21 protein-coding genes and 4 tRNA genes are annotated in these 19,048 nt (G+C 65.3%); 18 read left to right on the forward strand and 7 right to left on the reverse strand.

The window, feature by feature from the left end:
* Positions 1–54: 54 nt before the first annotated feature.
* The gene (locus tag CH292_RS08045) at positions 55–1,470 is read right to left on the reverse strand and encodes a DUF2252 domain-containing protein (RefSeq protein WP_051104947.1); all 1,416 of its coding nucleotides are present in this window, start codon (positions 1,468–1,470) and stop codon (positions 55–57) included.
* Positions 1,471–1,494: 24 nt separating this feature from the next.
* Positions 1,495–2,100, reverse strand: coding sequence for a flavin reductase family protein (locus CH292_RS08050; protein WP_094626528.1), 606 nt, complete (start codon positions 2,098–2,100; stop codon positions 1,495–1,497).
* 73 nt (positions 2,101–2,173) lie between these two features.
* On the opposite strand from CH292_RS08050, the gene menD reads away from it, so the two are divergent.
* Complete coding sequence (gene menD / locus CH292_RS08055) at positions 2,174–3,949, forward strand: 2-succinyl-5-enolpyruvyl-6-hydroxy-3-cyclohexene-1-carboxylic-acid synthase (RefSeq protein ID WP_094654469.1); 1,776 nt, start codon at positions 2,174–2,176, stop codon at positions 3,947–3,949.
* Between the two features lie 8 nt (positions 3,950–3,957).
* On the opposite strand, the gene CH292_RS08060 is transcribed toward menD, so the two are convergent.
* Positions 3,958–4,464 (reverse strand): DUF2505 domain-containing protein, encoded by a 507-nt coding sequence (locus CH292_RS08060; RefSeq protein ID WP_019666444.1) that lies wholly within the window; start codon positions 4,462–4,464, stop codon positions 3,958–3,960.
* A 57-nt stretch (positions 4,465–4,521) separates the two neighbouring features.
* Here CH292_RS08060 and CH292_RS08065 point away from each other — a divergent pair, with 57 nt between their 5' ends.
* The 3 genes from CH292_RS08065 to CH292_RS08075 all read left to right on the forward strand — a co-directional run bounded on the left by CH292_RS08065 (position 4,522) and on the right by CH292_RS08075 (position 7,047).
* Positions 4,522–4,944: a DUF3592 domain-containing protein gene (locus CH292_RS08065; RefSeq protein ID WP_019666443.1), complete on the forward strand. Its 423-nt coding sequence runs from the start codon at positions 4,522–4,524 to the stop codon at positions 4,942–4,944.
* 247 nt (positions 4,945–5,191) lie between these two features.
* Positions 5,192–6,328, forward strand: a complete 1,137-nt coding sequence (locus CH292_RS08070) for a glycosyltransferase family 1 protein (protein WP_026348029.1) — start codon at positions 5,192–5,194, stop codon at positions 6,326–6,328.
* A gap of 26 nt (positions 6,329–6,354) precedes the next feature.
* The gene (locus CH292_RS08075; RefSeq protein ID WP_026348028.1) at positions 6,355–7,047 is read left to right on the forward strand and encodes a demethylmenaquinone methyltransferase; all 693 of its coding nucleotides are present in this window, start codon (positions 6,355–6,357) and stop codon (positions 7,045–7,047) included.
* A gap of 3 nt (positions 7,048–7,050) precedes the next feature.
* Here the strand turns inward: CH292_RS08075 and CH292_RS08080 are convergent, their stop codons facing one another.
* Positions 7,051–8,349: an NAD(P)/FAD-dependent oxidoreductase gene (locus CH292_RS08080; protein ID WP_141216230.1), complete on the reverse strand. Its 1,299-nt coding sequence runs from the start codon at positions 8,347–8,349 to the stop codon at positions 7,051–7,053.
* 77 nt (positions 8,350–8,426) lie between these two features.
* On the opposite strand from CH292_RS08080, the gene CH292_RS08085 reads away from it, so the two are divergent.
* Both CH292_RS08085 and htpX read left to right on the forward strand, forming a co-directional pair.
* A complete protein-coding gene (locus tag CH292_RS08085; RefSeq protein WP_019666439.1) occupies positions 8,427–9,446 on the forward strand; it encodes a polyprenyl synthetase family protein in 1,020 nt (339 codons plus the stop codon).
* A gap of 100 nt (positions 9,447–9,546) precedes the next feature.
* Positions 9,547–10,407 (forward strand): zinc metalloprotease HtpX, encoded by an 861-nt coding sequence (htpX, locus tag CH292_RS08090; RefSeq protein ID WP_019666438.1) that lies wholly within the window; start codon positions 9,547–9,549, stop codon positions 10,405–10,407.
* 2 nt (positions 10,408–10,409) lie between these two features.
* On the opposite strand, the gene CH292_RS08095 is transcribed toward htpX, so the two are convergent.
* A complete protein-coding gene (locus tag CH292_RS08095) occupies positions 10,410–10,910 on the reverse strand; it encodes a YajQ family cyclic di-GMP-binding protein (protein WP_019666437.1) in 501 nt (166 codons plus the stop codon).
* Between the two features lie 178 nt (positions 10,911–11,088).
* Between CH292_RS08095 and CH292_RS08100 the strand changes: the two genes are divergently transcribed.
* The 11 genes from CH292_RS08100 to rplA all read left to right on the forward strand — a co-directional run bounded on the left by CH292_RS08100 (position 11,089) and on the right by rplA (position 15,796).
* Positions 11,089–11,171: transfer RNA gene (locus CH292_RS08100), tRNA-Tyr, on the forward strand.
* 153 nt (positions 11,172–11,324) lie between these two features.
* Positions 11,325–11,397: transfer RNA gene (locus CH292_RS08105), tRNA-Thr, on the forward strand.
* A 64-nt stretch (positions 11,398–11,461) separates the two neighbouring features.
* Positions 11,462–11,534, forward strand: a tRNA-Met gene (locus CH292_RS08110).
* 60 nt (positions 11,535–11,594) lie between these two features.
* A complete protein-coding gene (gene rpmG, locus CH292_RS08115; protein ID WP_019666436.1) occupies positions 11,595–11,762 on the forward strand; it encodes a 50S ribosomal protein L33 in 168 nt (55 codons plus the stop codon).
* Between the two features lie 170 nt (positions 11,763–11,932).
* Positions 11,933–12,418, forward strand: coding sequence for a (3R)-hydroxyacyl-ACP dehydratase subunit HadA (hadA, locus tag CH292_RS08120; RefSeq protein WP_196248810.1), 486 nt, complete (start codon positions 11,933–11,935; stop codon positions 12,416–12,418).
* The gene (gene hadB, locus CH292_RS08125) at positions 12,405–12,830 is read left to right on the forward strand and encodes a (3R)-hydroxyacyl-ACP dehydratase subunit HadB (protein ID WP_026348024.1); all 426 of its coding nucleotides are present in this window, start codon (positions 12,405–12,407) and stop codon (positions 12,828–12,830) included. The genes hadA and hadB overlap by 14 nt, the downstream gene beginning before the upstream one ends.
* Positions 12,831–12,987: 157 nt before the next feature.
* Positions 12,988–13,060, forward strand: a tRNA-Trp gene (locus CH292_RS08130).
* 69 nt (positions 13,061–13,129) lie between these two features.
* Positions 13,130–13,591 (forward strand): preprotein translocase subunit SecE, encoded by a 462-nt coding sequence (secE, locus tag CH292_RS08135; protein ID WP_094626533.1) that lies wholly within the window; start codon positions 13,130–13,132, stop codon positions 13,589–13,591.
* A gap of 67 nt (positions 13,592–13,658) precedes the next feature.
* Entirely contained in the window at positions 13,659–14,477 is an 819-nt protein-coding gene (gene nusG / locus CH292_RS08140) for a transcription termination/antitermination protein NusG (protein ID WP_019666432.1), read from the forward strand.
* Positions 14,478–14,555: 78 nt separating this feature from the next.
* Positions 14,556–14,990, forward strand: a complete 435-nt coding sequence (gene rplK, locus CH292_RS08145) for a 50S ribosomal protein L11 (RefSeq protein ID WP_019666431.1) — start codon at positions 14,556–14,558, stop codon at positions 14,988–14,990.
* Positions 14,991–15,076: 86 nt separating this feature from the next.
* Positions 15,077–15,796 (forward strand): 50S ribosomal protein L1, encoded by a 720-nt coding sequence (rplA, locus tag CH292_RS08150; RefSeq protein WP_019666430.1) that lies wholly within the window; start codon positions 15,077–15,079, stop codon positions 15,794–15,796.
* 76 nt (positions 15,797–15,872) lie between these two features.
* Here rplA and CH292_RS08155 read toward each other — a convergent pair whose 3' ends face one another.
* Both CH292_RS08155 and CH292_RS08160 read right to left on the reverse strand, forming a co-directional pair.
* Complete coding sequence (locus CH292_RS08155) at positions 15,873–16,775, reverse strand: alpha/beta fold hydrolase (protein WP_094654459.1); 903 nt, start codon at positions 16,773–16,775, stop codon at positions 15,873–15,875.
* A gap of 10 nt (positions 16,776–16,785) precedes the next feature.
* On the reverse strand, positions 16,786–18,753 hold the full coding sequence (locus CH292_RS08160) for a CocE/NonD family hydrolase (protein WP_094654460.1): 1,968 nt from the start codon (positions 18,751–18,753) through the stop codon (positions 16,786–16,788).
* On the opposite strand from CH292_RS08160, the gene CH292_RS28855 reads away from it, so the two are divergent.
* A complete protein-coding gene (locus CH292_RS28855) occupies positions 18,735–18,989 on the forward strand; it encodes a hypothetical protein (RefSeq protein ID WP_143545517.1) in 255 nt (84 codons plus the stop codon). The two genes, CH292_RS08160 and CH292_RS28855, sit on opposite strands and share 19 nt — an antisense overlap.
* Positions 18,990–19,048 lie beyond the last annotated feature (59 nt).

Raw genomic sequence — 19,048 nt, forward strand, 5'->3', positions numbered from 1 at the left:
CAGGCTCCGCTCCCAGTAGGCCAGGGCCTACAGTTCCACTCAGAACAGTTCCACTCACAACGCGAAGCGGCCCCGGCGAACGGCGTCGACGAGCAACGCGTGATCGGCCTCGGTCTGATCGGCGTACAGCCGGGCGAACCTGCACAGAGCGACATCGAGCGTGTCGGACGTGCCCACGTAACCGGCGATCATCGACGCACCACTGGTACGCGCATGGCCCTTGGCCAGCAGTCGACCGACCACTCCCGCGTAGTCCACGAGGGCCGGAGCATCGATCGAACCCAGGTCGATCGTGCCCTTCATGTTCCGGAACTGCCGCACGTAGTACTGCCTGCCGTCGATGGTCGTCCACCCCAGCAGCGGATCGCTCACCGTCTGCAGATCCTGCTGGTACTCCACCACCCGCTGCCCCTGATGCGCGTGCCACGCATCCTTGCCGTGCACGTACGGCGCCAACACCGAACGCCTCGCCTGCTTGAGCTGCAGGAACACCACGTCGTCCGGGCTCGATCCCTCGAGCAGCGCCACGTACGCCCGCAGCCCGACGCTTCCGACGCCGACGACTCGATGCGCGACGTCGATGAGCGTGTACCCACCGAGCACCCGACGCCAGTGCGGGGAGAGCGTCGTCAGATACTCGTCCAGCCCCTCGGCCAGGAGATCCTCGTCGCGGGCCGAGATGCGGGTGGTGATCGGGGGCTCCTCGACCAGCCTGCGGGTGCCCTCGTGTTCCTCGGTGAACCGGGGAAGGACGCGGTCGCTGGTGCGCCGGCGAGCCTTCTTCGTGGCCCGCTTGATCTCCTTGCGCAGCGAACCCTCGGTGGCGTCGGCCTGCAGTTTCTCCGCAGTGAGCCGCTGGAACGACCGCGACATCAGCGGCTCGTCGGCCAGGCGTGACACCTCGACACGGTACGCCCGCACACATGCCGCGACGGCTTCCTCGCACTGGGCCTCGGTGCGCCCGTTCTGGCGGCCCGCCACCCAGATGCTCGCGACGAGGCGTCGGAGATCCCATTCCCAGCCGCCGGGGTGCGCCTCGTCGAAATCGTTGAGGTCGATCACCAGATCACGCTCGGGAGATGCGTAGAAACCGAAGTTGCCGAGATGTGAGTCTCCGCTGATCACCGGATTGATGCCGGTCGACGGCAGCAGCGCCACGTCTCGGGCCATGACGATGGCGGTGCCGCGCAGGAACCCGTACGGCGACTCCACCATCCGTTCGGCCCGCACCGGGATCAGCCAGTCGATTCGACCGTCGTGGGAGAACTCGATCTGGCGGATCGGGTCGTAGCGATCCGCGGGCGGAGTCCAGTCGCCCATCGACTCGCGGGAGACCTTGTCACGCAACTGCCTGCCGAGTTCGTAGCGTTCGGCACGTGGCGTAGGCCGTGATCGGAGCGAGGCGTAGGCCTGACGACCCATCTCGCCGATCTCGGGAAGCACTGCATGACCTTTTCGAGCATCGGGCATGACTAGAACTGTATGACCTGTGCCTCAGTCCGTGGTCGCGGGACGCCCGGGTCGATCGAGCAGACGAACCTCGGGAGGAAGACCCCATTCGTTGCGGCCGAGTCGACTGGCCGGGGCGACGGCGGCGAACGACGGCAGCCCGTCGCCGGCGAGGGCATCGGTCCGGACGGCGAGGGCGACGACGCGGCCCATGACGACGAAGGAGTCCCCGACCTCGACGATTCGGTGCAGCGTCGCCTCGATCGCGATGGGTGAGTCCGCGACGCGGGGCGGGGCCACCTTCTCGCTGTGTTCGCTCGCGATACCGAGCTCCTCGAGCTCGCTGACGCCGTGCTCGTAGCCGGCCGAGGACGCGTTGATCTGCTCCACCATCGCGTCGGTGGCCACGTTGATCACGAACTCGCCCGTCGCCTCGATGTTCCGCAGGCTGTCCTTGCGGCCCACGGACGTGAACTGCACGACGGGCGGGTTGGACGAGGACACCGAGAAGAAGCTGTACGGCGCGAGATTGGCCACACCGTCGGCGGACACCGTGGAGACCCAGGCGATCGGACGCGGCACCACGGACGCTGTGAGCAGGGGATAGAAGCCGCCGGGCGGCATCTCGGACGGATCGAAGACAGTTCTCACTGCTCCATGGTGTCAAACAGGACACATGCGGGCCGACTAGGGCGCCGACGCGAGAATCTGACAATCTGAAGTGGTGAACCCGTCCAGTGCTCAGGCCACAGCTGTCGTCGACGAACTCGTCCGCGGTGGTGTTCGAGACGTCGTGCTCTGCCCGGGCTCGCGGAACGCGCCGCTCGCGTTCGCTCTGCAGCAAGCCGACGCCGACGGACGGCTTCGCTTGCACATGCGCATCGACGAACGGACTGCAGGGTTCCTCGCGATCGGCCTGATTCTCGGCAGCGGTGCCCCGGTACCGGTGGTGATGACGTCGGGCACCGCCGTCGCCAACCTCGGCCCCGCGGTACTCGAAGCCAACTACTCCCGCCTACCGCTGATCGTGCTCAGCGCGAACCGCCCGTACGAAATGCTCGGGACCGGCGCCAACCAGACCGTCGAACAACTCGGGCTGTTCGGCAGTCAGGTGCGCGCGACCATCAGCCTCGGGCTCGCCGAGACCGATTCGCAGAACAGTCAGTGGCGCAGCGCCGTGTGCCGTGTCCTTGCCGCGTCCCGCGGAACCAGGTCGGGAAACGCCGGCCCCGTCCACTTCGACATCCCACTGCGCGAGCCCCTCGTGCCCGATCTCGCCGACGCCACCGCCGCACCCGCGGGCCGTGTGGACGGGTCCGCCTGGACGACGACCCAGCAGGCGACGCTCGACGTACCCGTCGACATCGATCTGTCGATCGACACCGTCGTCGTCTCCGGGCACGGCGCTGCCCTGCGGCCGGAGTTGGCGGGGTTGCCGACCGTCGCCGAACCCACAGCTCCGCTGCACGGGCTGCCGCTGCATCCGCTCGCGCTGGCACAACTGCGGCCGAAGCAGGCGATCATCACCGGCCGCCCGACGCTTCATCGCCCGGTCTCCGCCCTCCTCGCCAACCCCGATGTCGACGTCTTCGCGATCACGACGGGTCCGCGGTGGCCCGACGTCTCCGGCAACGTTCTGGCCACCGGAACGCGGGCTGTGGTGACGGGAAGCCCGAGCGAGGGATGGCTCGCACGCTGCGGCGAACTGTCCGCGCGCGCCGACATCGCCGTGCGGGACCAGCTGGCGGCGCACCCGAAACCCACCGGCCTCCACGTCGCCGCAACGGTCATGTCCTCGTTGCGGGACGGTGACCAACTGCTGCTCGGAGCATCCAACCCGGTGCGCGACGCCGCACTCGTGGCGTATCCGACGCCGGGAGTCCGGGTCCGGTCCAACCGCGGCGTCGCCGGAATCGACGGCACCGTGTCGACGGCGGTCGGTGCGGCACTGACGAGCCCCGGACGCACCATCGCGTTGCTCGGTGACCTGACGTTCCTGCACGACGCGTCGGGCCTGCTCATCGGTACCGGTGAGCCGAGGCCGGAGGACTTGACGATCGTCGTCGCCAACGACGACGGCGGCGGCATCTTCGAACTGCTCGAACAGGGCGATCCGCAGTACGCCGGTGCATTCGAGCGTGTCTTCGGAACCCCGCACGGCATGGATCTCGCTGCCCTCTGCGCGGCCTACCGAATTCCGCACTCCCGCGTCGACGTGACCGAACTGGCCGACGCTCTCGCCGGCCCCGCTCCCGCCCCTCTTGGTCGTTCCGCAGGCTCCACTCCTGCTCCCCATGGTCGTTCCGCAGGCTCCACTCCTGATCCCCATGGTCGTTCCGCAGGCTCCACTCCTGCTCCCCATGGTCGTTCCGCAGGCTCCACTCCTGATCCCCATGGTCGTTCCGCAGGCTCCACTCCTGCCGGCATCCGGGTACTCGAAGTGACGACCGAACGCTCCGGCCTACGTGAACTGCACGCCGGGATTCGCGCTCGGCTGTAGGAGTTCGGTCAGTCGGTGTCTCTCGCTTCGGCCCACTCGACGGTCTCGCGGGTTTCCTGGTCGACCATGTCTTTGATCATGTCGTTGATGAGCGACTCGATCTTGCCGCCGATCAGAGGGATCTTGACGGTCGAGCGGCCGCGCACCGTCAGGATCGACCCGTCACCGTCGGGTCGAAGCGCCAACGTGCCCTCGACCTTCGCAGGCAACGACGACGAGCCGCCCGCGAGGGTGCCGTCGGCTGCATCGCCGTCGAGTGGCCCCCAATGGTCGGTGCGGGTGATCAGCAACTTGCCCTTGATGACCTTCTTGACGAACCCCGGCAGCTCGGACGTGCCGACCTCCTCGGAGATGTCGACGGTGAAGGCGCCGTCCTCGTGGCGGATCATTTCGTATCCGTCGGTCTTCTTGGCCTTCTCGAACCGCGCCAGCCACTGATCTTCACTGGTCAGTGCTTCGTGGACGTCGGCGGGAGGGTACTCGGAGACGATCGTGAACTCGAAGTCGCGAGACATGCCAGCAGACGCTACCTAAAGAGGCGAGCCGGTGGGCGCACAGTAACGTTTATCGGCGTGAGCACCCCGAAAGTCACGCATCGAGCGCGGATCTCCGTCCTGATCGTCGCTACCGGGATTTCCGTTCTGGCGTTCCTGTTGGTGGTCGCGGCGTGGCAGAACGATCGCACCATCACCTCGGACGAGGGACGCGCGACGGCGGAAGTGCTGTCGGCGGGAAAGTTGCGTTCCGCAGTCAGCTTCGTGACCCCGGACGGTGTCACCCACAATCCCCAACTGGGTGTGCTGTACCCAACCAATCTCATTGCAGGACAACGCATCGACGTGGAGTACGCGCGCGAAGATCCTGATCTCGTCCGTGTGGCCGGCCGTGACGCAAGCGTCGCGCTCGTTCCCGCCGGCTCGGTCATCGGCGGGACCTGGATCGTCGCGGGTGGAGTGTTGTTCCTTCTCCGGCGGCGGGAGACGTCGGCTTCCTGATCGGCCGAGCGGGTCGTATTGCCCGATACTCCGCGCATCGACGGGAATGCGGCAATCGAAGAAAGTATCGGGCAATTCATCGCACCATGGGCGATCGTGGGTCAGGCGGTGGACGACGGCTCTCGCGGATCCATCGTCGTCTCGCGCCGGGACACTTGCGTGACGCCGCGCAGCATTAGCGCGAACTTCGCCCGCTCGTAACGTCGGCGCTGCCGGATGGTCCGAGTCCGACTCCACACTGAGGATCGTGCGAGTAGCCATCGTTGCGGAATCGTTCCTACCCAACATGAACGGCGTCACGAATTCGGTGCTTCGAGTTCTCGAACATCTCCAGCGCACCGGCCACGACGCCATGGTCGTCGCTCCGGACAATCCAGCGGGCAAACCGCGAGCCTCGATCGAGCACGATCGCGTACCGGTCCATCGAGTACCGGCCGTCATGGTCCCCAGGATCAGCTCGCTTCCTGTCGGCGTGCCCGGCCCGGGCCTGACGGCGACGATCCGTGAATTCGCTCCGGACGTCGTTCATCTCGCGTCTCCGTTCCTGCTCGGTGCGGGCGGACTCGCAGCGGCCGGCCGCCTCGGTGTGCCCGCGGTGGCGGTCTACCAGACCGACGTCGCAGGGTTCGCCGAAAGCTACGGCCTCGGTCTGACATCCCGTGCGGCATGGCGGTGGACACGTCGGGTTCACCGCGGAGCGGCACGGACGTTGGCCCCGTCGAGCTCGGCCGTCGAGGCACTCGAACTGCACGGTGTTCCGCGGGTCCACCGTTGGGCCCGAGGCGTCGACGCCGTCCGTTTCGCGCCGTCGTCGCGCCGGGAGGCGCTGCGTACGCAGTGGTCGCCCGACGGCAGGCTGATCGTCGGGTTCGTCGGGCGGCTCGCGCCGGAGAAGCACGTCGAACGACTCGCCGCGCTGCCCGACGACGTGCAGGTGGTGATCGTCGGCGACGGTCCGGACAGGGGCGCTCTCGAGAAGCTGATGCCGACGGCGATCTTCACCGGCCAGCTCGGCGGCGACGAGTTGGCGCAGGCGTACGCAAGCTTCGACGTCTTCGTTCACCCCGGCGAGCACGAGACGTTCTGCCAAGCCGTCCAGGAAGCACTCGCCAGCGGGGTCCCGGTGATCGGTCCCGACGCCGGAGGCCCACGCGACCTGGTGGCGCACTGCCGCAACGGCTACCTGTTGCCCGTCGACAGATTCTGCGAATTGCTGCCGAGCGCCGTGGCGGCATTGGCCTCGCCTGTCATGCGTGCCCGGTTCGGTGAGGCCGCGCGCACGTCGGTGCTGCACCGCACCTGGCCCGCGATCTGCGACGAGTTGCTCGGCCACTACGGCGACGTCCTCGGGTGGCAGCGCGAGCGGTCGCTGAGAACGGCCTGATCCCGGCGGCGGCTAAACTCGATCGTGTGCCTACAAGTTCACGTGCCACCCTCGAGAAGGAACCGCACGAGGTCGCCTCGATGTTCGACGGCGTCGCCCGTCGGTACGACATCACCAACACCGTTCTGTCGTTCGGTCAGGATCGCAGTTGGCGGAAGCTGACCCGCGCTGCGTTGAACCTGAAGCCGGGGGAGAAGGTCCTGGACCTCGCGGCTGGAACCGGGGTCTCCACGGTCGAACTGGCGCGTAGCGGCGCGTGGTGCGTCGCAACCGATTTCTCGAAGGGGATGCTGCAGGCCGGCGCTGCCCGGCCGGTGCCGATGGTGGCCGGCGACGCCATGCACCTGCCGTACGCCGATGCCAGTTTCGACGCCGCGACCATCTCCTTCGGGCTGCGCAACGTCTCCGACTTTCAGGCGGGTCTGAAGGAAATCGCGCGTGTCACCAAGCCCGGCGGTCGCCTCGTGATCTGTGAATTCTCGACGCCGACGTTCACCCCGTTCCGCACGGTGTACATGGAATATCTGATGAAGATGCTCCCTGCCGTGGCGCGGGCCGTCTCGTCGAATCCGGACGCCTACGTATACCTGGCGGAATCGATCCGCGCCTGGCCGACGCAGGAGCAGTTGGCCACCACCATCGCCGAGTCGGGCTGGTCCGGAGTGCAGTGGCGCAATCTCACCGGCGGAATCGTCGCGCTGCACCGCGCCGTGCGCTGATCGTCAGGTGAAGGGCGGCCGGCTGTCGACCTTCAGTGACGCGGTGCCCGACGCTCTCCATGCCCTGGCGACGAGGTCCGAATCTGCCTCCGTCACCAGGTTTCCCATGACGCGCACCGCGACGGTCATCAACGCACGCGAGCGCATACCGATCGGTCCCGTCGCGGGCAGGAAGCGAGGGACGGTCAGGAGCCCGGCGAGGCGTCGGGCGATGGAGAAGGCCTGTCCGTAGTGCTCACGCAGCAGCGTCGGCCATGCCAGTGTGAGGTCGTTCTCGCTCAGCATGTCGGCGACGAACCGGCCGCCTTCGAGGCCGTAGTCGATTCCTTCGCCGTTGAGCGGGTTCACGCACGCGGCGGCGTCGCCGATGATCGCCCAGTTGACTCCGGCCACGTTCGAGACCGCGCCGCCCATGGGAAGCAGAGCCGACGCCACTGCGCGAAGGTCACCCGTCAACGACCAGTCCTGTCGACGCTGCGAGGTGTACAGATCCAGCAGTGGCCGCAACGCTCCGGGGCCGGGGCGCTTGGCTGTCGCCAATGTACCGACGCCGATGTTCACCTGACCGGTGCCGAGCGGGAAGATCCAGCCGTAGCCGGGCTGTACGGTGCCCGCGGCGTCACGCAGTTCCAGGTGGGAACTGATCCACGGATCGTCCGACCTGTCGGAGTCGATGTACGCGCGGGCAGCGACCCCGAACGTGGTGTCGCGATGCCACTGTCGACCGAGTTTCTTACCGAGTGTGGAACGCACACCGTCGGCGACGATCAGCTTCTCGCAGCGGATCTCCTCACCGTTCGCGAACGTCACCGAGGTGACTTTCGCGCCGTCTCCGGTTGCGTCGACGGCCTTCGCGCCCTCGATCATCGTGGCACCGGAATCGACTGCCGCAACACGGATTCGGTCGTCGAGTTCGGTTCGCGGGACTGCGCTCCCGACCGTCGGCAAGGACCCGCCCGGCCATTCCAGCTGAAGTTCCTGACCGAAACCGGACAGCCGCAGGCCGCGATTCTCCGCTCGTCCGCGAACCCAGTCGCCGAGTCCCAGACGATTCAGCTCGGCGATCGCGCGCGGTGTCAGTCCGTCGCCGCACGTCTTGTCACGCGGAAAGGTCGCCGCGTCCGCGAGGACGACATCCCGGCCTGCTCTTGCCGCCCACGCCGCGGCGGACGACCCGGCAGGGCCCGCGCCGATGACGAGGACGTCGGTGCTTCGCACAGCGCTCACCCGTCCAGTAAAGCAGTGGCGCCGACGGGCCTGCTCCCGCGGGGTTTCGGCCCCCTCTCGCGTGGTGTGTGGCACCTTCCGGCGCTCGCCCGCGCCAGGTTCACTACGGTAGAGACGAAACGACGCCCCCGACGAGGACAGGACGAACAATCGTGAGCACTTTCGACGCGGCCGGATCGACGGTCGTTGCCGGGGTCGACCTCGTCGATCCGCAGCTTGCAGACACCGTCGCCGCGGGGCTGGAACGCGTCGAGAAGCTGATGATCGCCGAATTGTCCGACGGCGAGGATTTTCTCACCGAAGCCGCGCTGCACCTGGCGAAAGCGGGCGGTAAGCGATTCCGTCCGCTGTTCACCGTGCTGACGGCTCAGCTCGGACCCAACCCGACGGACGAGTCGATCGTCACCGCAGCGACCGTCGTCGAACTGGTGCACCTGGCGACGCTGTACCACGACGACGTGATGGACGAGGCGACGATGCGGCGCGGCGCCGAGTCGGCGAACTCGCGCTGGGGCAACAGCATCGCCATTCTCGCCGGCGACTACCTGTTCGCCCATGCGTCGCGGTTGGTGTCGACGCTCGGTCCCGAGGCCGTCCGCATCATCGCCGAGACGTTCGCCGAGTTGGTCACCGGCCAGATGCGCGAGACCATCGGCGTCAAGAAGGACGAGGATCCCGTCGCACACTATCTCCGCGTCGTCTGGGAGAAGACCGGTTCGTTGATCGCGGCGTGTGGACGCTTCGGCGGTACGTTCTCCGGCGGAGACGCTGATCACGTCGCGTCGCTGGAACGTCTCGGCGACGCTGTCGGTACGGCGTTTCAGATCTCCGACGACATCATCGACATCTCGTCGGCGACGGAGCAATCGGGCAAGACGCCGGGCACCGACCTTCGTGAAGGTGTGCACACACTGCCTGTTCTGTTCGCGCTTCGGGAGGACGGCGCCGACGGCGATCGATTGCGGGTACTGCTCGACGGCCCCGTGACCGACGATGCGTCGGTCACCGAGGCGCTCGAACTGTTGGGGCGCTCACCGGGAATGGTTCGGGCCAAGGAGACTCTGGGAGAGTTCGCCGCGAAAGCACACGCCGAGCTCGAGAAGCTCCCGCAGGGTGCAGCCAACGATGCGCTGGGTCGACTGGTGGACTACACCGTCGAGCGGGTCGGCTAGATCCCGCTCGTCTCCGACGCGCTACCCATGGGGAACTTCGTGGGGTGCGCTGATCGTTCTTCCCGTGGGTAACGAGAGAACTTCGGGAAGAGGCGCTGCAATGGGTTTCGCGAACAACGCAAAGACGTTCGGCCTGTTGGTCGGTATGTCCGCGCTCATCGTCTTCGTGGGGGCGTTGTTCAACAGTCCGACGATCTTGTTCGTATCGATCGCGCTCGCTGTCGGGATGAACGGCTACGCCTATTTCAACAGCGCGAAGCTCGCACTGCGAGCGATGCACGCCCAGCCGGTCACCGAGGTGGAACAGCCGGCGATGTTTCGCATCGTGCGCGAGTTGGCGACGACAGCGCACCAGCCGATGCCCGCGCTGTACATCAGCCCGACGAACAACCCGAATGCGTTCGCCACCGGCCGCAATCCGCGCAACGCTGCGGTGTGCTGCACCACCGGCATTCTTCAGATCCTGGACGAGCGTGAGTTGCGGGCCGTTCTCGGCCACGAACTGTCGCACGTCTACAACCGCGACATTCTGATCTCGTCGGTGGCGGGCGCGATGGCCGCGGTGATCTCCGGGCTCGCGAACTTCGCGATGTTCGCATCCATGTTCGGCGGCCGCGGCAACGGCGGCGCCAATCCCTTTGCGCTGCTGCTCGTCTCACTGCTGGGGCCCATCGCTGCCACCGTCGTCAAGCTGGCGGTGTCGCGTTCTCGCGAGTATCAGGCGGACCGGTCGGGAGCCGAGCTGACGGGCGATCCGCTTGCTCTGGCGTCGGCGCTGCGCAAACTGGAGCGAGGCGTTCAGGCGGCACCGCTGCCGCCTGAACCGCGCCTCGCTGCCGAGTCCCACCTGATGATCGCCAGCCCGTTCCGGGCCGGAGACAAGGTCGGCAAACTGTTCTCCACGCACCCGCCGATGGCGGACCGCATCGATCGCCTCGAACGAATGGCCAGGGGAGAGTAGAACTAGCGGTAGTTGACGAACTGAAGCGCGAGGCCGAAGTCCTCGGACTTGAGCAGCTGCTGCACAGCCTGCAGGTCGTCCCGCTTCTTGCTGCTGATGCGTAACTCGTCGCCCTGGATCTGCGCCTTGACGCCCTTGGGGCCGTCGTCGCGGATCTTCTTGGTCAGCTTCTTCGCGTTCTCGCTCGAGATGCCCTGAACGAGCTTCCCGGTCACCTTGTAGACCTTGCCCGACGCTGCCGGCTCGTTGGTCTCGAACGCTTTCAGCGACACATCGCGGCGAATCAGTTTTTCCTTGAAGACGTCGAGGGCGGCTTTCACCTTCTCTTCGCTCTCGGAGGTGATCACGATCACCTCGTTGTCGCCGCTGCCCGACCACTCGATCACGGTGCCGGAACCGCGGAAGTCGAACCGCGTCGCGAGCTCCTTCGCAGCCTGTCCCAGAGCGTTGTCGACCTCTTGACGGTCGACCTTGCTCACTACGTCGAAGGAAGAATCAGCCACGTGCAACTCCTGTACTCGAATCGGTTTCGATCGGCTTCTGTGAGCCGATCCGTGAGGCTCGTCCTGACGACGTTAGCTCGTTCGCACCCGCGCTATCCACCCGGTTTGCGTTTCCGGGGGACGTTCGTTGTATTCTTCTCTCCGCGTCGAAGAGAGCGAAAGTTCTCGTCGAGCACCCGGCAGATTGCCCGAGCGGCCAATGGGAGCGGACTGTAAATCCGTCGGCTTATGCCTACGTAGGTTCGAATCCTACATCTGCCACACAGATGCCCCGGCGAGAGAAATTCTCGCTGGGGTTTCTACTGTAAGAGGATCCGCAGAAGGCGCGGCGAGCACGCAATTTGGTACTCGACGCTCGGACTGTGTAACCTCTTGAAGGCTTCGACGCACGGCTTGCCGCGCAGAGAAGCGAACGCCCCCTTAGCTCAGTCGGTAGAGCGTTTCCATGGTAAGGAAAAGGTCAACGGTTCGATTCCGTTAGGGGGCTCGCTGGATTGGATGGTTCGCGTCCACACCCTTGTTAGTGAGATGGTGTAGGGGTGAGCACCTGAGGCGGTGTAGCTCAGTTGGTAGAGCAAACGACTCATAATCGTTGCGTCGCCGGTTCAAGTCCGGTCACCGCTACACAAGAAGAATGCACAGTCCTGATTAACCGGATCAGATTTACCCGAAAGTAGGCATCCAGTGGCCTCCTCCACCGATGTGCGGCCCAAGATCACCTTGGCCTGCGAGGTTTGCAAGCACCGTAACTACATCACGAAGAAGAACCGCCGCAACGATCCCGACCGCCTCGAGCTGAAGAAGTTCTGCTCGAACTGCGGCACGCATCGCGCGCACCGCGAGTCTCGCTAGTCGCGAGCCTCATCGGCTGCTGGTTCTCGTTCGGAGTCGACGCCACGCGTTAGGCTTACTTTTCGTGCCCTAACCGCATCTGCGTCCTGGGTAGAAAAGGTTCTTTCAGCGTGACCGAGTCAGTGCAGGACCCAGAGCTGGTGCAAGATCCAGCTCTGCATGCGGCGGCGATGGTGGGCCACCACTACAAGGTGGACCACGCCTACGAGGTCGGTCGTGAGAAGGTGCGTGAGTACGCCCGTGCCGTCCAGGACTGGCACCCCGCCCACCACGACGAGGATGCAGCCAAAGGCCTCGGATACGACGGCCTGCTTGCCCCGCTGACGTTCATCTCGTTGGTCGGCATCATCGCGCAGTCGCGGATGTTCAAGGAATTCATCACCGGGTACGACCCGAGTCAGATTCTGCAGACCGATCAGAGGCTGCAATTCCACAAGGCCATTCAGGTCGGTGACGAGTTGTCCTGCGAGGTCTACCTCGAATCGTTCCGCCAGATGAGCGGCAGTGACATCATCACCACCAAGAACATCGTGACCGATCAGAACGGCGAGCTGGTGCAGACGACCTGGACGACGCTGGTCGCCCGAACCGGCGGCGAAGTCGACGAGAACATCGCCCACGCAGTCAAGGAAGTGATCATGCATGGCGCTTCGTAGTTTTGCGGATGTGGCGGTCGGCGACGAGCTGCCCGAGCGCGTGGTCAAGCTGACCCGCGGAGATCTGGTCAACTACGCCGGCGTGTCCGGTGATCCCAATCCGATCCACTGGAGCGACGAGGTCGTCAAGCTCGCGGGATTGGACAACGTCATCGCCCATGGCATGTTGACGATGGGTCTCGGCGCTGGGTTCGTGACGTCGTGGCTCGGCGACCCGGGTGCGGTCACCGAATACAACGTCCGCTTCACCAGCTCCGTGTACGTGCCCGCGGATTCGGCCGCGTCGGTCGAGTACACCGGCAAGGTGAAGTCGGTCGACCCCGAATCCAAGTCCGCGGTCATCGCGATCACAGCGAAGTCCGAGGGCAAGAAGATCTTCGGTAGGGCGACGGCAACCGTCCGTCTGGCCTGACCTGCCTGATTTCAAACTTCCATAGCCTGTGCAGTACACTGAGATTTCTGGGGTTGTTCAGCGCTGCGCGCTGCCAAGACTCTCTTTCGAGGGTGTGAGGTAGCGCGTACGTCGTGTGTGACTCCAGAACGGTCCGACTCCAATCGGGTTGGACCGAAGGGGCGTAGCTCAATTGGTAGAGCAACGGTCTCCAAAACCGTAGGTTGCAGGTTCAAGTCCTGTCGCCCCTGCCCATGTGGCTCCCTCACCGCATTTCCGGTGAGGAGAGCGACGGTGTCAGCTACTGAGAGGAACGACGGGTGAGCGAGGAGCGCGGCAAGCGCGAAGACGAGTCCGGGGATTCGTCAACGCCCGATTCGTCGACGCCGGATGCCTCTGTATCCCAGAACGACACTTCCTCCGCCGCTGTCGCCAAGCCTTCCGGCAAGCGCACCGCGCGACGTTCACGGACCGCAGGCGCTGCGTCCGAGCCCGTGTCGATCTCCAAGTCGTCGGACGGCAAGTCCACCGGGCCGGCAGGCAAGGCATCCGTTGCCACCCGCCCGCCGAAGTCCCGCGAGGCGAAGCGCCCGAACATCTTCAAGCGTCTGATCCAGTTCCTGCGCGAGGTCGTCGCAGAGCTGCGCAAGGTCATCTGGCCGAACCGCAAGCAAATGGTCACCTACACCAGCGTCGTGCTCGTGTTCGTGGCGTTCATGGTCGCGTACATCAGCGGTCTGGACCTGGCATTCACGCAAGGCGTCGAGTGGCTGTTCGGTTGACACCGATCCGCTGGCCGAGTCCGATGAGTAGTACGACATGCATGAAACGACAGAAAGGGTGCCTGCTGTGAGCACGCCGCACAACGACGCCACCGAAGTGGCCGCATTCGACGCCGATGTCGAGGCGACCAAACAGGGCCTCGAAGCGGAGCAGGCCGCTCTGGACCGCGAGACCGACGAGGCCATCGCTGCCGACGTCGCCGCTGCCGCCGGTGACGACGCGGTAGCCGACGAGACGGCAGAGGCCGAGCCCGCCGAGGTCGAGGATCCGGTCGCCGAGTTCAAGGCAGCTCTCCGACGCGCACCCGGTGACTGGTACGTCATCCACTCGTACGCAGGCTACGAGAACAAGGTCAAGACCAACCTCGAGACTCGTGTGCAGAACCTCGACGTCGGCGACTACATCTTCCAGGTCGAGGTCCCGATCGAAGAGGTCACCGAGATCAAGAACGGCCAGCGCAAGCAGGTCAACCGCAAGGTTCTGCCCGGCTACATCCTGGTCCGGATGGAACTCAACGACGAGTCGTGGGGCGCGGTGCGCAACACCCCCGGTGTCACCGGATTCGTCGGCGCCACGTCGCGTCCGTCGCCGCTGACCATCAACGAGGTCGTCAAGTTCCTCATGCCGCAGGACGGGCAGAAGAAGGACGCGAAGGCCACGGCTGCTGCAGCCGAGGGCGCTACCACCGAGACCACGTCGAAGCCGGCCATCGAGGTCGACTTCGAGGTCGGCGAGTCCGTCACCGTCATGGACGGCCCGTTCGCGACACTCCCGGCCAGCATCAGCGAAGTCAACGCCGAGCAGCAGAAGCTCAAGGTGCTGGTATCCATCTTCGGCCGTGAGACTCCGGTCGAACTGGGCTTCACGCAGGTCGCCAAGATCTAGTCGGCGCCGCGTGGGCGAGCCCACACAGAACTTGCAGTAGTTACCGCAAGAAACCCGAGCGAATACAAGGAAAAAGAAATGCCCCCGAAGAAGAAGAAGCTAGCCGGGATCATCAAGCTTCAGATCCAGGCAGGACAGGCCAACCCTGCTCCTCCCGTCGGCCCCGCACTGGGTCAGCACGGCGTCAACATCATGGAGTTCTGCAAGGCGTACAACGCAGCGACCGAGTCGCAGCGCGGAAACGTCGTGCCGGTCGAGATCTCGGTCTACGAAGACCGTACGTTCGACTTCAAGCTCAAGACTCCTCCCGCCGCCAAGCTGCTGCTCAAGGCTGCAGGCGTCGCCAAGGGTTCGGGCGAGCCGCACAAGACCAAGGTCGCCAAGGTGACCATGGACCAGGTGCGCGAAATCGCCAAGACCAAGGCAGAAGACCTCAACGCCAACGACATCGACCAGGCCGCGAAGATCATCGCCGGTACTGCTCGTTCGATGGGCATCACGGTCGAAGGCTGACCTAGGCCTCGTCACACACGAAGCGTCACGTGGGAGGGCCTGCCAGGCCTGTCAACCACACTGAACTCATGATTGGACAGTAAGAAATGGCAAAGCGCAGCAAGGCCTACCTCGAGCAGGCCGCAAAGGTGAATGCAGACAACCTGTACTCGCCGCTTCAGGCAGCACAGTTGGCCAAGGACACCGCGTCGAGCAAGTTCGACGCCACCGTCGAGGTCGCCGTTCGTCTCGGCGTCGACCCTCGTAAGGCCGACCAGATGGTGCGCGGCACCGTCAACCTTCCCCACGGCACCGGCAAGACCGCTCGGGTCATCGTTTTCGCCGCTGGTGAGAAGGCTGCAGAAGCAGAGGCAGCAGGAGCCGACGTCGTCGGCGCAGAGGATCTGATCGAGCGCATCCAGGGCGGTTTCCTGGACTTCGACGCCGCGATCGCCACCCCGGACCAGATGGCCAAGGTCGGCCGCATCGCCCGCGTCCTCGGACCGCGTGGCCTCATGCCGAACCCGAAGACGGGCACCGTCACCAACGACGTGACCAAGGCCGTCAACGACATCAAGGGCGGAAAGATCAACTTCCGCGTCGACAAGCAGGCCAACCTGCACTTCGTCATCGGCAAGGCATCGTTCGACAACGCCAAGCTGGTGGAGAACTACGGTGCGGCACTCGACGAGATCCTCCGTGCGAAGCCGTCCTCCGCCAAGGGCCGCTACGTCAAGAAGATCACCGTCTCGACGACGACCGGACCGGGAATCCCCGTGGACCCGAACCGCACGCGTAACCTCCTCGAGGACGACGCAGAAGCGTAAGCAGTAGTACCGAAAGAGGGCCGACCCCACCGGGGGTCGGCCCTCTTTCGTATTTCGTGCGTCTCCCGGGAACCGATCAGGCTCGCGCGAAGTTGGACGACAGTTCGCCGAGGATTTCGTCCCACAGTGGACGGGGGAGGTCGTGGCCCATTCCGCCGATGAGGTGGAGTGAGGATCCGGGGACTGCTCGGGCGACGGCTTTGCCACCGGAGGGGCGCATGAGTCGGTCGGCGCGGCCGTGGACGACGACGGTGGGTGCGGCGATCTGCGCGGCGATCCGGCGGAGACTGCCTGTTCCGGTCACGGCGGCCATCTGGCGGAGTGCGCCGGCGGGGTTGTAGTTGCGGTCGTACATTTCGCCTGCGGTGACGAGGAGTTCTTCCATGGGCGTGGGGTACGCGGAGCTGCCGATGATTCGTCGGGTGTTGGCGGAGTGGGCGACGATCTGTTCGCGGGTGGCACCCGGGCCAGGGCCTTTTATGAGGGGGAGGAGTGCGCGCGGGTCGGGCGGCGGCAGGAAGGCCTCGTTGGTGCTGGAGAAGATGATCGCGGTGCTGAGTACGCGATTCGGGTACAGCCCGGCGAAGACCTGCGCGATCATTCCGCCCATGGATGCGCCGACGACGTGTACCTGTTCGATGTCGAGGTGGTCGAGTAGGCCTTTGGTGTCGAGTGCCATGTCCTTCAGGGTGTACGGGACGGTGCTCGACGCGCCGAGGCCCGTGCGGATCAGCCGGAGCAAGGCGGAGCCTTCGATGCGGAGCCCGTCCATCTTGGTGGACAGTCCGATGTCGCGGTTGTCGAATCGGATGACCCGGAATCCCAGGTCGACGATTCGCTCGCAGAATTCCTTGGGCCACAGCGTCATCTGGGCACTGAGCCCCATGATCATCAGGACTACCGGGTCGTCGGGGTTGCCCATGTCCTCGTAGGCGAGTTCGATGCCGTTCGACGGTGCGAAGCCGGTGCGGGTCTGCATTGGTTCTCCTTCACCAGCCTGGGTCGTCGAGCATGGGCACGACGAGGAAGCTGGGGTTCTCGGGATCGATGACGATGTCCTGGCTGCGGGCTCGGGTTCGAAGCAGGTCGGGGAGGATGGGCATGAATCGGGGCGGGTCGGCGGCGAATACGTCGACTCTCAGGCGGTGTCCGACGGAGATCGCGGCTTCGGTGGTGAGCAAGTCGATGTCGAGGGTCAACGGTTCACCGACGGGTACCGGAAGCATCGAGGCTTCGGTCAATGGGTGGTGCGGGCGGGTGTAGTCACCGTTGGGGGCGAACAAGGACTTCTCGTCGTCGACGGCTCGGCGCGATGCGAGCAGGGCCCCGTTGGTCACGACGGTGGACGTGCCGTCGGGTGCGACGTCGCACACCATGATGGCCCAGAGTGCTTCTCGTGCACGGCATACGACGCGCAGATGCAGAGTCATCGGTCCCGAGATCACCGTGTCGACCGAGGCCGGCATCGTCGTGAAACTGACCGCGGCGCCCTCGGCGAATCGATTGTCGTAGGTGAAGCCACCGCCGAGGACGGCGGTGACTCCGGCGAGCACCTGCGTCGTGTCCCGTGAGACGACGGCTCGAAGCGAGGGGCGGACGGTGAATGTTCCACTGCTGCCGTCGGATCGGCCGCCGAGTGTACCGTCGGCTGCTGCGTGCCGCGCCGTTCCCGACGTGGCGGCGGACAGGTAGAGCCGTTGCGGTACGGCGTGGGGTGCGGGGAAGCGGCCGTGGGCCGTCCACGATCCGCCCTGGCTGCGGAGCGTGACGGGCCCGAATCGCTCGATACCGTTGTCCTCGTCGCGTAGCCAGCGGTCGAACCATGCTCGTTCCAGTACGTCCAGCCGTGGCGGGAAACCCGGTCGGCCGAAGCCGATTCCGGGGTTGCCGTGGTAGCCGTCTCCGACGAGGAGTTGTTTCCGGCCGCGTTCGAGGGCCAGGCGGTTGTAGATGTCGGGTGCGGATCCACCGAAGATGTCGTGCCAACATCCGTACACGAACGTGGGGACGTCGATCTCTTCGATGTCCGCGTCGATGTTGTCGTAGTACGGGTCGTCGTAGATCCGGGTGTCGCCACCGGTCAGGAAACCTTTGGCAAGGTCGAACATGTGGGTCGCGGGGGATGCCGCTCGGTCGCGAAGCCACGTCAGGGCGTCGACGCCGCGGAGCGTCGGAAACCATTTGAGCGCGTTCACCGCCGTCAGCCACAACGGGATGAACAGTGACGGTGCACCTCCCGTCGCGAAGATCTCCCGAACGATGTCGACGGAGCCCTCCACGGCGAACACTGCGTGCAGGCCGTCGGGCCGCTTGGATGCTGCTTGCAGTGCGTTGATGGCGGAGTAGGAGATACCGGTCATGCCGACGCGGCCGTTGCACCAGGGATGGAAGGTGATCCAGTCGATGATCTCGACGGAATCGAGCTGCTCGCGATCCCCGAGGATGTCCCACGTGCCGTTCGACGAGCCGGTACCACGTGCGTCGACGATGACCTGGACGTAGCCGCTTCGAATCAGATGCCGGTTGACCGACAGCAGATCGGCGGCACCGCCGTCGACGATGCGCGTGATCTCGGTGATTCCGTCGAACGCGGTGTTGCTCAGGTCGAATCGACGCGACGCACCGCGAATGGCACGTCCCAGGACTGGCGCCCCGAGGAGTGTGTCGATGCCGGTGATCAACCGCTTGTTGTACGGGGTGATGTTGAGGACCGCGGGCAGTGCGGTCTCCACGGCCCGACCCGCCGCGTCGGCCGGACGCATGACATCCGCGCGTAGCACCGTCCCGTCGCTCATAGTGACCGGGACGTTCCGTGCGCGTGCGATCCGCGGGTACAACGGTGGTGATTCGACGAGGCTGCGCCAGGCGGCAGCTGCGTCGCCGCCGCTCGGGTCCCGCTCCGGGCTCGATCCGGCGGAGTCCGGTAGGAGCAGTGGGCGTGGCTGCGCTGCCGTCATGTTCTCGATTCAACAGCCCCGAGTACCGTCTTGTCCTGCGTGCGCCGATTGTTGTTCACGATGACAGCGTCGCCGGTGCGTCGTCACAGCAGCGCGTTTTGGACTTTGCGGCGCAGCGCTGTAGTCTGGTCGACGGCTCTGAATCGGATTTCGGTTCGGATCCGCCCAAACAAGTTCTACCCAAGACCGTTGGTCACCGCCTTCTCGGGGGATTTCTTTCACGAGATTGCGGTTGAAGGTCCGAGACACTCGGACGGCCCACGCAGGAGAACGAGGTAAGGGACCTGTTCGACGG

Source organism: Rhodococcus sp. 14-2470-1a (assembly GCF_002259425.1).
In the GTDB taxonomy this organism is placed as follows: Bacteria; Actinomycetota; Actinomycetes; order Mycobacteriales; family Mycobacteriaceae; genus Rhodococcoides; species Rhodococcoides fascians_E.